The sequence below is a fragment of the Bradyrhizobium sp. SZCCT0153 genome, assembly GCF_018129995.1.
In the GTDB taxonomy this organism is placed as follows: Bacteria; Pseudomonadota; Alphaproteobacteria; order Rhizobiales; family Xanthobacteraceae; genus Bradyrhizobium; species Bradyrhizobium japonicum_G.
In genome coordinates, this window is sequence record NZ_JAFCKS010000002.1 from 880,433 (window position 1) to 892,586 (window position 12,154).

General features: G+C 65.3%; 10 protein-coding genes. 6 read left to right on the plus strand and 4 right to left on the minus strand.

From position 1 onward, the window contains the following. Positions 1-33: 33 nt before the first annotated feature. Genes JQ572_RS11755 through JQ572_RS11765 form a run of 3 tightly spaced genes read left to right on the plus strand, consistent with a single transcriptional unit; the run spans position 34 to position 3,698 of the window. Positions 34-816 (plus strand): cyclase family protein, encoded by a 783-nt coding sequence (locus tag JQ572_RS11755; protein ID WP_211383164.1) that lies wholly within the window; start codon positions 34-36, stop codon positions 814-816. A 57-nt stretch (positions 817-873) separates the two neighbouring features. Further along, the gene (locus tag JQ572_RS11760) at positions 874-2,031 is read left to right on the plus strand and encodes an ABC transporter substrate-binding protein (protein WP_211383165.1); all 1,158 of its coding nucleotides are present in this window, start codon (positions 874-876) and stop codon (positions 2,029-2,031) included. A 35-nt stretch (positions 2,032-2,066) separates the two neighbouring features. Continuing rightward, the gene (locus JQ572_RS11765) at positions 2,067-3,698 is read left to right on the plus strand and encodes an ATP-dependent acyl-CoA ligase (protein ID WP_211383166.1); all 1,632 of its coding nucleotides are present in this window, start codon (positions 2,067-2,069) and stop codon (positions 3,696-3,698) included. A 115-nt stretch (positions 3,699-3,813) separates the two neighbouring features. Here JQ572_RS11765 and JQ572_RS11770 read toward each other — a convergent pair whose 3' ends face one another. Further along, positions 3,814-4,320: a MarR family winged helix-turn-helix transcriptional regulator gene (locus tag JQ572_RS11770; RefSeq protein WP_211383167.1), complete on the minus strand. Its 507-nt coding sequence runs from the start codon at positions 4,318-4,320 to the stop codon at positions 3,814-3,816. Positions 4,321-4,610: 290 nt separating this feature from the next. Between JQ572_RS11770 and JQ572_RS11775 the strand changes: the two genes are divergently transcribed. Genes JQ572_RS11775 through JQ572_RS11785 form a run of 3 tightly spaced genes read left to right on the plus strand, consistent with a single transcriptional unit; the run spans position 4,611 to position 8,585 of the window. Further along, a complete protein-coding gene (locus JQ572_RS11775) occupies positions 4,611-6,932 on the plus strand; it encodes a bifunctional salicylyl-CoA 5-hydroxylase/oxidoreductase (RefSeq protein ID WP_211383168.1) in 2,322 nt (773 codons plus the stop codon). 16 nt (positions 6,933-6,948) lie between these two features. Then, the gene (locus tag JQ572_RS11780) at positions 6,949-8,127 is read left to right on the plus strand and encodes an acyl-CoA dehydrogenase family protein (protein ID WP_211383169.1); all 1,179 of its coding nucleotides are present in this window, start codon (positions 6,949-6,951) and stop codon (positions 8,125-8,127) included. Positions 8,128-8,144: 17 nt separating this feature from the next. Further along, positions 8,145-8,585, plus strand: coding sequence for a RidA family protein (locus tag JQ572_RS11785; protein WP_211383170.1), 441 nt, complete (start codon positions 8,145-8,147; stop codon positions 8,583-8,585). A gap of 433 nt (positions 8,586-9,018) precedes the next feature. Here the strand turns inward: JQ572_RS11785 and JQ572_RS11790 are convergent, their stop codons facing one another. The 3 genes from JQ572_RS11790 to JQ572_RS11800 all read right to left on the minus strand — a co-directional run bounded on the left by JQ572_RS11790 (position 9,019) and on the right by JQ572_RS11800 (position 12,147). Beyond that, a complete protein-coding gene (locus JQ572_RS11790) occupies positions 9,019-9,645 on the minus strand; it encodes an FMN-dependent NADH-azoreductase (protein ID WP_211383171.1) in 627 nt (208 codons plus the stop codon). Between the two features lie 3 nt (positions 9,646-9,648). Then, positions 9,649-11,223 (minus strand): isochorismatase family protein, encoded by a 1,575-nt coding sequence (locus JQ572_RS11795; RefSeq protein ID WP_211383172.1) that lies wholly within the window; start codon positions 11,221-11,223, stop codon positions 9,649-9,651. Positions 11,224-11,298: 75 nt separating this feature from the next. After that, positions 11,299-12,147 (minus strand): N-acyl homoserine lactonase family protein, encoded by an 849-nt coding sequence (locus JQ572_RS11800; protein ID WP_211383173.1) that lies wholly within the window; start codon positions 12,145-12,147, stop codon positions 11,299-11,301. Positions 12,148-12,154: the final 7 nt, after the last annotated feature.

Consider the following 12,154-nt stretch of genomic DNA (forward strand, 5'->3'; position numbering starts at 1 on the left):
ACGCGGATTTCAACCAAGCCGGAGGACGTGACGATGCAAAGCAAGAATCTCCTGGAGCTGGCGGGTGCGATTTCTTCCGGCGTGGTGCGCGTCGTCGATCTGACCTTCACGCTCAGTCCGGATTTTCCCGTCATCGTGCTGCCGCCGGAATTCGGCCAGGCGGCGCCAGTCCGCATCCAGGAGATCTCGCGCTATGACGGTCGCGGCCCGGCTTGGTACTGGAACAATGTCACGTTCGGCGAACATACCGGCACGCATTTCGATGCGCCGATTCACTGGTTCACCGGCAAGAACCTGCCCAACAATGCCGTCGACACCATGCCGACCAAGGACATGATCGCGCCGGCCTGCGTGATCGACTGCTCCGCGCAGGCGGCGCAGGATCCCGACTTCGTGCTGACGGTTCCGATCGTCGAAGCCTGGGAAGCGCAGCACGGCCGGATTCCCGAGCGCAACTGGGTGCTGCTGCGGACCGACTGGTCGAAGAAGGGCTGGCGCGACTATTCCAATCTCAGGGACGATGGCGCGCATACGCCGGGTCCGAATCCGGCCGTCATGAAATGGCTGGTCGAGGAGCGCGGCGTCATCGGGTTCGGCACCGAGACCATCGGCACCGATGCGGGGCAGGCCGGGCATTTCGAGCCGCCTTACCCGGCGCATCACTTCCTGCACGGCGCGGGCCGCTACGGCCTGCAATGTCTCTGCAATCTGGATCAGCTTCCCGCCACCGGGGCCGTCATCGTGGCCTCGCCACTGAAGATCCAGAACGGCTCCGGCAGTCCGCTTCGCGTCATCGCGCTGGTCTCGTCAACCTGAAGCGAACACATTGCACTTGCCCATCAGAACAAGAAACCCTCACGAAAGACAGGTGCCATGAACGTGATCAAGAGCCTGCTGGTCACCACTGCTTTGCTCGTTGCCGTCTCGAATAATGCGCAAGCGGAAATTCTGATTGGATTCGTCACCGGACTCAGCGGGTCGGTGTCCTCGATCGGAATTCCGAACGCGAGGGGGATCGCTGCGGGGCAGGCCTACGTCGGAGAGATCGGCGGCGAGAAGCTGCGGGTCATCCAGCTTGACGACGGCTCCGATCCGACCGCCTCGGCGCGCAACGCCCGCAAGCTGGTCGAGCAGGAGAAGGTCGATGTTCTCATCGGCACCTCCGGCGCGCCGCAGACACTGGCGATGGCGACGGCGGCGATCGAGATGAAGATCCCGATGATCGCGGTGTCCCCGATCGCACCGGTGCCGGCCGGAGACGGCGGGCCATGGGTGGTGCAAACGCCGCAGCCGACGCCGCTTCTCGTGCAGGGCATCGTCGACCACATGAAGACGCGGGGACTCAAGACGGTAGCGTTCATCGGCTTCTCCGATGCGTTCGGCGACCTCATGTACAATTCGCTCGAGCAAAGTGCGAAGACGGCCGACATCAAGGTCATCGCCAATGAACGCTACGCGCGATCCGACTCGTCGGTGACGGCCCAGGTGTTGCGCGCGCTTGCCGCACGTCCCGACGCCATCATGCTGGGCGGCACCGGAACGCCTGGGGCGTTGCCGGTCATCGCCTTGTCCGAGCGCGGATACAAGGGACCGCTGTACGGCAATCACGGGCTCATCAGCGCCGATTTCCTCCGTCTGGCCGGCAAGGCCGCCAACGGCATCATCTGCCCGACCGGACCGGTGACCGCGGCTGAGCAGCTTCCAGCCGGCAACCCGATCCAGAAGGTTGCCCTGGATTTCCGGACGGCCTTTGAGAAGGCGAACGGCGAGGCGCCGACGGATTCGTTCTCGTCCTATTCGTTCGACGGCTGGCTGGTTTTCGTCGATGCGGCCAAGCGCGCGATGGCAACCGGTGCCAAGCCCGGTTCGCCGGAATTCCGCACCGCGCTGCGTGAGGCGCTGTTCACGACCAAAGAGGTCGTTGGGACGCAAGGCGTTTATACCTACACGCCGGCGGATCGGCACGGCGTCGATGGTCGTTCGCGCATCATGGTCCAGATCGAAGACGGCAAATACAAGCTGCTGCCCTGAGCGAGGCGGATGTGACGGAGAGCAACGTACAGGCAATGGCTGGCCCCGTCGTCGGAGACGGCGGCGTGGCGCCGGCCTGGGCGCGCGCAGTCGAGCTGTTTCCGCCGCAGGACCGGATTCTCTCGACCATCCTCGCGCGGCAGGCTGCGCGCTATGGCGACCGCGTCCTGCTCGTGTCGGGCGAGACGCGCTGGACCTACGCGCAAACCGCGGCGATTGCGGCGGCGTCTGCACAGACGCTTGCCGACGCCGGGATCAGGGCCGGCGACCGGGTCGCGCTGATGTGCTCCAATCGGCCGGAATTTCTTCAGGTCTATCTCGGCTGCGCCTGGCTCGGCGCGATCGCGGTGCCGATCAACACGGCGCTGCGTGGTTTCCAGCTGTCCCACATCTTCCGCAATTCGCGTCCCGCGCTCCTCGTCATCGAAGCCGCGCTTCTCGCGGCGATCGGGACGGTCGACGGGGACGTCGAGCTTCCGTCCCGGACGTGGACCGTCGGGCCCGTCGCCGAAACGAGCGAGACGACCTCTTCGGTGCCGTTGCCGGCCCTCGCAGCCGAAGCCCCGGCCGGGGCCGTGCGTCCCGGCGACACCGTCGCCATCCTCTACACGTCAGGCACCACCGGACCGGCCAAGGGCGTATGCTGCCCGCAGGCGCAATTGTTCTGGTGGGGCGTCTACTCGGCGCGGGCGCTTGGCATCCGCGATGGCGACGTGCTGTTCACCACGCTGCCGCTGTTTCACACCAACGCGCTGAATGCGTTCTATCAGGCCGTCCTGAACGGCTGCACCTATGTGCTGGAGCCGAAATTTTCGGCGTCGGGCTTCTGGGCGGCGGCGCGTCGACACAATGCGACCGTCGGCTATCTGCTCGGCGCCATGGCATCGATGCTTTTGGCGCAGCCCGTGAGCGCGGACGAGTCAGCGCATCGACTTCGCGTCGCGCTCGGAGGTGGCGTGCCGCCTCAGATCCACCGGCCGTTCCTCGAGCGGTTCGGCGTGCCGCTGGTCGACGGCTACGGGTCGACGGAGACCAATTTCGTGTTCGCCGGTCCGATTCCTTCGGATCGTCCGGGGACGATGGGATATCTGGCTGACGGCGTCGAGGCCCGCATCGTCGATGCGGATGATTCCGCCCTGCCTGACGGGCAGGCGGGTGAGCTGGTGCTGCGCGCCCTGGAGCCTTTCGCGTTCGCGACCGGCTATTTCGGCATGCCGGAGAAAACGGTCGAGGCGTGGCGAAACCTCTGGTTCCATTCGGGCGACCGCGTCCTCCGGGACGCCGACGGGCATTACCGCTTCATCGATCGCATGAAGGATTCGATCCGCAGGCGCGGCGAGAACGTATCCTCGTGGGAGGTCGAGCAGACCATCCAGTCCCATTCGGCGGTTGCGGCCTGCGCGGTCTATCCTTTGCCGTCGGAACTGGGAGAGGACGAGGTCGCGGTCGCAATCTTGCCGGAGCCCGGCCAATCACTGCAGCCCGTCGACATCATCCGCTACTGCGAAGGGCAGATCGCCTATTTCGCCATTCCCCGCTATGTGCGGATCGTGAGCCAGATGCCGCTGACGGAGAATGGCAAGATCAAGAAAGGCGTGCTGCGCGACGCCGGCGTGACGACGGATACGTGGGACCGCGAAGCGGCCGGCATCCGGGTGCGACGCTAGAGCATGATCCGGAAAAGTGCGAAGCGGTTTTCCGAAAAGATCATGCTCAAACAACAACCTAAAGCGCGATGACGATACGTCCCAATCTCATCGCGCTTTAGTCCCCGGGGGCGGCTCACGATTTTTGCAGCGCGTCCCTGAGGGCCCCCTTGAGGTGGTCGAGCTCGCCGGTCAATCCGTCGAGCCTGCCGGCCGGGAAATCCGCCAGCAGCTCGGCAAGCCACGTGCCATGGCTCTTTGCCATGCGCCGGAAGGCTTTCCGTCCCTCCACGGTCATGCAGACGATCTGCACGCGCCGGTCCAGGCTCGAAGGGGTGCGGGTGATGTAGCCGTCCTCGACCAGGCGCTCCACAATCGGCGTGAGGTTCCCGGCGGAGACCATCAGGCGCTTCGGCAGTTCGCCCAGCACCAATCCGCTCGGCTCGCGGTCGAGCTGGGCCAGAACGTCGAAGCGGGGCATCGTGAAATCGAATTCTTCGCGAAACCGGCGCCGCAGCTCGCCCTCGATCATCGTCGTGCAGGCCAGCAGCCGGAGCCAAAGCCGCGTTTGAGCCCTATACTCGGCCTCCTGATCGGCCCCGTTCCTGGTCGAAACAGGCGGGGTCTCCTTCGCGAGTGCCAAATCAAATCTCCTGGGGCCTCTGGGCCGATCGAAAGCTGACGGCTTTCGTCAACGTCTTGCAAGATAGTTCGTACCAAAAGTAAATTCAAGGCTGGTCCGGAGCGATGCCGATTCGGCCTTGTTGCGCACCGGAATTGCAGTTTGCCAACAGATGGATGCCTCGGCGGACCGGCATCTCCGGGGCCTGCTGAGAAGCGCCTTGACAATCCTTGCTCCGGCGAAATATTTTATGCTTAAAATAATTTGACGGCCAGCTCGGCTAACGGCGCGGTGCGCGGAAGCGAGGGATCATGCGCATAGTCTGTATCGGCGGCGGCCCGGCCGGACTCTATCTGGGCCTCCTGATGAAGCGCCGGCACCCGGAGCATGTCGTCTCCGTCGTCGAGCGCAACAAGCCCTACGATACGTTCGGCTGGGGCGTGGTGTTCTCGGACGCCATGATGCAGGCCATGCGGATTGCCGATCCCGAGAGCGCCACGGAGATCGAGGACGCCTTCAACCATTGGGACGACATCGAGCTCGTCTTCAAGGGAACACGGCAGCGCACGACCGGTCATGGCTTCATCGGCATCGGGCGCAAGCATCTGCTCAACATCCTGCAACGACGCTGCGAGGCGCTCGGCGTCGAGCTCGTCTTCGAGCGTGACGTCGAATCCGATCTCGAATTTCCCGACGCCGACCTGATCGTCGCCTGCGACGGCGTCAATTCCAGGATCCGCGCCCGCTATGCCGAGCAATTCCAGCCCGACATGGTGATCCGGCCGAACCGCTACATCTGGCTCGGCACCAGGAAGGCCTTCGACGCCTTCACGTTCGACTTCCAGAAGACCGAGCACGGCTGGTTCCAGGCGCACATCTACAAGTTCGACGCCGAGACTTCGACCTTCATCGTCGAGACCACGGAGGAAGCCTATGACGCCCACGGCCTCGGCGAGCTCGACCAGCAAGGGTCGATCGACTTCTGCGAGAAGATCTTTGCCGAAACGCTGGATGGAGCAAAGCTCCTGACCAATGCGCGCCATCTGCGCGGCTCGGCCTGGCTCAATTTCAGCCGCCTGATCTGCGGAAAATGGAGCGTGTTCAACGGCCGATCCCATGTCGTGCTGATGGGCGACGCCGCGCACACCGCGCATTTCGCGATCGGCTCGGGCACCAAGCTCGCGCTCGACGACGCGATCGAGCTCGCCAACCAGTTCGACCGCCATGGCCATGGGCGCGACAGCATTGCGACCGTGCTGGAGGCCTACGAGGAGGTCCGCCGCGTCGACGTGGCGCGCATCCAGAACGCTGCGCGCAACGCCATGGAATGGTTCGAGGTGGTGGGCCACCGCTATGCCGACACGCTCGAGCCGCCGCAGTTCTTCTATTCGATGCTGACGCGCTCGCAGCGCATCAGCCACGAAAACCTTCGGCTGCGCGATCGCACCTGGCTGGAGGGCTTTGAGCGCTGGTTCGCCGCGCGCGCGGGAATCGCCGTCAAGGACGGCGAGCGGGTGCCGCCGCCGATGTTGACGCCGCACCGGGTGCGGGGGCTGACGCTTGCGAACCGGATCATGGTCTCGCCGATGGCGATGTATTCGGCGCAGGACGGCCTCATCGACGACTTCCACATCGCCCATCTCGGCGCGCGCGCCATGGGCGGCGCCGGGCTGATCTTTGCCGAGATGACCTGCGTGTCGCCGGATGCGCGGATCACGCCGGGTTGCCTCGGCCTCTGGAACGACGCGCAGCAGGCGCAGTGGCGCCGCCTCGTCGATCTGATTCACGGTCTGGGGCACGCCAAGGTCGGTATCCAGCTCGGTCATGCCGGCCGAAAGGGATCGACCAGACTGGCCTGGGAAGGCATCGACCAGCCGCTCGAATCCGGCAATTGGCCGCTGATCTCCGCGTCCGAGCTGCCATATCTGCCCAACAGCCAGTCGCCGCGGGCGATGGATCGCAACGACATGGACCGCGTGCGCGACGATTTCGTCGCGGCGACCCGTCGCGCCGCCGCTGCAGGTGTCGAGTGGCTCGAGCTGCATTGCGCGCACGGCTATCTGCTGTCGAGCTTCCTTTCGCCGCTGACCAACCGGCGCACCGACGACCATGGCGGCAGCCACGAGAACCGTGCGCGCTTTCCTCTGGAGGTGTTCAAGGCCGTGCGCGCCGAATGGCCGTCGGACCGGCCGATGTCGGTGCGCCTGTCCTGCCATGACTGGACCGAGGGCGGCAACACGCCGGCCGATGCCGCGATCTTCGCCGCGATGTTCAAGGAAGCGGGCGCAGACGTGATCGACTGCTCTTCGGGCCAGGTCTGGAAGGAGGAGCGACCGATCTATGGACGCCTGTTCCAGACGCCGTTCGCCGATCTGATCCGCAACGAAGTCGGTATCGAAACCATCGCGGTCGGCGCGATCTCCGAAGCCGACCACGCCAATTCGATCCTCGCCGCGGGGCGTGCCGATCTCTGTGCGATTGCGCGGCCGCATCTCGCCGATCCGGCCTGGACGCTGCACGAGGCGGCGCGCATCGGCATCACCGCGGTCAATTGGCCGAAGCAATATCAGTCCGCCAAGGGACAGTACGAAGCCAATCTGGCGCGCGCGGCCGCGGCCGCCGCCGCCCAATGAACGGAGGAGGCACCCTATGAGCTCCGTCGCCAAAGTGATCCGGCGCGAGTGGCTGGACTGGCCGTTCTTCGAGGCGCGTCACCGCACCATCGGCGAGGCGCTCGACCGCTTCGTGCAGTCGGGGGTGATCGATACGATCGACCATGATGACGTCGACGGCGCCTGCCGCAAGCTCGTGCGCGCGATGGGCGCGGCGGGACTGCTCGATTGCGCCGTTGCGGCGCCCGATGGGGATGCGGCCACGATCGATTCCCGCTCGATCTGCCTGTCGCGCGAGACGCTCGCCTATGCCGACGGCCTCGCCGATTTCGCCTTCGCCATGCAGGGGCTCGGCTCCGGCGCCATCGCGCTCGGCGGCTCCGCGGAGCTGCGCAAGTCCGTGCTGCCGAAGGTTCGCTCCGGCGAATGGCTCGCAGCGTTCGCGCTGTCGGAGAAGGAGGCGGGGTCCGACGTCGCGGCGATGTCCTGCACCGCGCGGGCCGACGGCAACGACTACGTCATCGATGGCGAGAAGACCTGGATCTCCAACGGCGGGATCGCCGACGTCTACACGCTGTTTGCGCGGACCGGGGAGGCGCCCGGCGCGCGCGGCATCTCGGCCTTCGTCGTATTCCCGGATGATCCCGGATTCGGCATCGCCGAACGCATCGACGTCATCGCGCCGCATCCGCTGGCGACATTGCGCTTCACGAACTGCCGCATTCCCGCAAGCCGGCGTCTCGGTGCGCCGGGCGGTGGCTTCAAGCTCGCGATGCAGACGCTCGACATCTTCCGCGCATCGGTCGCCGCCGCCGCGCTCGGCTTTGCGCGGCGAGCGCTCGACGAGGCGCTGGCACATGCGCGCAGCCGGCACATGTTCGGTGCGACGCTCGGCGATCTCCAGCTGACCCAGGCTGCGCTCGGCGACATGGCGACCGATACCGACGCCGCCGCGCTCCTGACCTGGCGCGCGGCCTGGCGCCGCGACGTCCAGAAGTTGCCCACCACGCGCGAAGCGGCGATGGCAAAGCTGACGGCCACCGAGACCGCGCAGCGCGTCATCGATCGCGCCGTGCAGATGTTCGGCGGCCGCGGCGTGCGCAAGGGCGAGGTGGTCGAAAGCCTCTACCGCGAGATCCGCGCCCTGCGGATCTACGAGGGTGCGACCGAGGTCCAGAAATTGATCGTTGCGCGCGACATCCTCAAGCCGCGCTGAGATTCGGAAAGTTGCTCATGACCATGACGAAACAACCATCTGCCGCGGACGCTGTCACAACCGGCGGGCCGCGAGTGCTCCAGCCCAGCGGCTGGCCACAGCCGAAGGGATACGCGAACGGCATGATGGCCGACGGACGCCTCGTCGTCACCGGTGGGGTCGTCGGCTGGGATGTTGCAGGTCGATTTGCCGACGGGTTCATTGCACAGGTCCGGCAGACCCTCGAGAACATTGTGGCGATCCTGGCTGAGGGCGGCGCGGGACCGGAACATCTCGTGCGTCTGACCTGGTACGTGGTCGACATGGACGAGTACGTTTCCAACCTCAGGGCGCTCGGCAAGGCCTACCGCGAGGTCATCGGCGTTCACTATCCCAGCATGGCACTCGTCCAGGTCGTGCGTCTTGTCGAGGCGTCGGCGCGAGTCGAGATCGAAGCGACTGCCGTCGTCCCGCGTTGACGCGCGGCGGGAACGGAGCGCGGGATCAATCGATCAACTGCTCTGCCCGCGCCATGCGGCATCGTTCGACTTGCGTGACGGACAGATCTCTGCGGGCTGGCCAAGTCCGCCCTTGCAGCTCCATCAGGTGCAGGTCAGGGAGAGCAGGTCTGGATCGAAGCGCAGGAGCAACGACAACGGCGATGATGACATCATGCGCCTGTGTTGCCCGACGTGTCAAAGGCGCCGCGTGCAGTCGCCTTCAGAAAGCCGATGAGCCTTCGAAAAATCGCCTTTGGAACAAGGGCACTCTACTGTGCATGGGGTTGTTTTCGCAGTTTTCAGTCCGATGCCCGGCGTGCAGCCTCGACCAGAATGCCGTCCGGCCGGCGCAGCGCCTCGAGGATGGTGAAATGGTCAGTGCCTGCGACCGGAACGAGTCTGGGCCAATCGATCAAAACCGCGCCGCGATCTCCCCGAGTCGCCGATACGCCGTCTCGCGCGCAGCGCGGATGGGCTCGGTCGGCCCCGTCGTCGGCCCGATCGGCACGAAGCGCACGTCGCTGACGCCGATGAAGCGGAGCGCCTCGCGCAAATAGGGCGTCGCCATGTCGATGCGGCCGCGATTCATGCCGGTGGCAAAATCGCTTCCGGAGGCGAGGATGACGATGGTTGGGCGGTCCTTGAGCAGGGGAAGATAGCCCCGCGCCGGATCGAACCGGAATGTCAGGCCGGGCTGGATGACGATGTCGAACCATTGCTTCAGCCTGTAGGGGATGCCGAAATTCCACATCGGCGTCGAGATCAGCACGCGATCTGCCAGCGAAAAGCGCAACGCGATCCGCTCCGCCTCGGCAAAGCTGTCGCGCTGCGCGTCGTCGAACGCCTGGGCCTTCATGCGCGCATACTTTGCCTCGACGATGGGACCGATGAATTCCGGCAGCCGCTCGCGCCAGAGATCCATTGCGTCGATGTCCCAGTCGGGCCGCGCTCGGCGAAACCCGTCGAGGAAGACGCGCGCGCCCGCGCTCGACTCGGAGTCGGCGCGGGGTGAGCAGGACAGATGCAGGAGCTTCGCCACCACTCATCCCAGCGCTTTGATCACGGCGTCCGCGCGCGTGACGACGGCGACGTTCTGCATGGCAAAGTTGATCGAGGCGTTGTGCCAGTCGGCATTCATGGTCGAGCAGCAGTCTTCCGGCACGATCATGAAATAGCCCTTGTCGGCACCGGTGCGCGCGGTGTGCTCGACCGACATGTTGGTCCAGGCGCCCGTGTTGATGATCATGTCGCGGCCGGTCGCCTTGAGTATCGTCTCGAGCCGCGTGCCTTCCCAGGCGCTCATCCGCATCTTCTCGACCACGAAATCGCCGGGCCTTGGCTCGAGACCCGACACGGGCGCCGCGCCCCAGCTTCCGCGCACCATCGCCTTGCTGTCGACCAGGCCTTCGAACAGCGGCGCGTTCAGCGTCACGCCGGGCGCGCCGGGCTCGACGATGAACCAGACGTGGATGACGGTGACGCCCCGTGCGCGCGCGGTCTCGGCAAGACGGCGGACGTTCTCGACGACGTGCTGCTGCCGCGCATGCTCCGGCGCTCCGGAGTCGGCAAACGCGCCGCCGTCCATGATGACGTCGTTCTGAAGGTCCTGGATGATCATGGCGCAGCGCTGCGGATCGAGACGCATCTCGCCATCAGCCAGGATGGGGGCAGCAGGTGCGGAGCCGGCAGTCGCGGTGCCGCCGGGACGCCTGGCGTTCATATACGGCTCATGGCGCGGGCCGACCTTGGTCGGGATAGCGTAGACGGAGTGCGTCGAGGTCAGATACAGCGTGCGGAAATCCGGGCCGCCCCAGGCAAGGTTGGCGACGAGCTCGGGGAGGCGGACCTTGCCGAGCAATTCGCCGCGCGGCGAATAAACCCAGACGCCGCCGGGCGCGGTGACCCAGACATTGCCGTGCTGGTCGCACTTCATGCCGTCGGGCAGCCCGGGCTCGAGCTCGGAGCGGATGCCGCTGGCAAACACGCGCGCGTTCGACAGCGAGCCGTCGCCGCCGACTTCGAATACGCGGATCAGGGCCTGCACGGTGTCGTTGACATAGAGCAGCTTCTCGTCAGGTGCTAAGCACAATCCGTTCGGCTGGTCGAACAGGGTACGGTCCACCACGAGCTTCGGCTCGCCGCCGGGCACGACGCGATAGACGCCCTGGAAACCGAGTTGTCGCGGTCGTTCGACGCCATAGACCGGCATGCGGCCATACCAGGGGTCCGAGAAATAGATCGCACCGGAGGAGTGCACGCAGACGTCGTTCGGGCTGTTCAGCTCCTGACCCTGGAAATGCGAGGCGAGCACCTCGCGCCGGCCGTCCGGCCGCTCGCGGACCAGCGACGAGGTCGCGTGCTCGCAGACGATCAGGTTCAGCTCGGCGTCGTAGGTCATGCCGTTGCATTTGTTCGACGGGCGCTTGACCTCGGCGACGCCGCGCCGCGCGTCCCAGCGGCGCCGCACGTCGCCAGGCATGTCCGAGAACAGCAGATAGTGATCGACCGGATGCCAGACGGGTCCTTCCGTGAAGTCGAAGCCGGTGCCGACCTGCGCGACCGGCGCGTAGGGGTCGATCAGGGTCTCGAATTCGGAGCGCAGGGTGACGTGCGTCATCGGTCGATCCTTGGAAGCATGATCCGGAAAAATGTGGCGCGATTTTCCGACAAGATCATGCGCAGACAAAAAGCCTCAGGCCGGGAACCAATTGCGTGCTGGCAGCGACTGCACGACCGGGCCGGGGACCTGGTCATGCAACCGTCCCACGACAGTGCCGCCTTCGATTTTGGCCGGACGGTCGTGTACCGGAAGCAGGTATCGCGAATTGCTGAGCAGCTTTTTGATCGAGGCCTTTTCGGCGCGCTTGCTGGTGCCGTGGTTGCCGGTGGTACGCGGCTCCCAGTCGTGGATTTCGTTGAAGGGCGTGACGATCTGGTCGTTGAAATCGTAGATCACATCGCCGCAGATGGTCGCGATTCCGTCGGCGGTCTCGACGATGACGTTCATCGATCCCTCGGTGTGGGCGTTGGCGGCGTCGCAATAAACGCCGGGCATCAGTTCGATCGGGCCTGTGATCTCGAGATCGAGGAAGCGTAGCGCGCTCTTGGTGTGGAGGCGGTCGATCAGGTGCTTGATGTCGGGCGCCGGATATTGCGGGTGCATCAGGCCGGAGACGGAATATTCCAGCTCCTTGCGGTTGAGGACGACGGTCGTGTTCATTGGGAACAGGTCGTCCTTGCCGGCATGGTCGATGTGCAGATGGGTGTGGCAGACGAAGCGCACGTCTCCCATGCGCACGCCGTGGCGTGCCAGCTGGTTCTCGATCATGTGCTCGTGGTACTGCAGACCGCGCATGCCGAGCGTCTCCATGATCTGGTTGGAGCGGTAGCCGGTGTCGACCACGACCGGGTATTTGCCACCGAGAATCAGGAAGCCAAGCGTGAGGACGCGGCGGGTGCGGCCGCAGTCACGGCCGAGCACCAGAAAGCTCGATTCCAGCTCGATGTCGCCATAGTCCAGGATCTTGATCTCCAGCGCCATTCGTTGC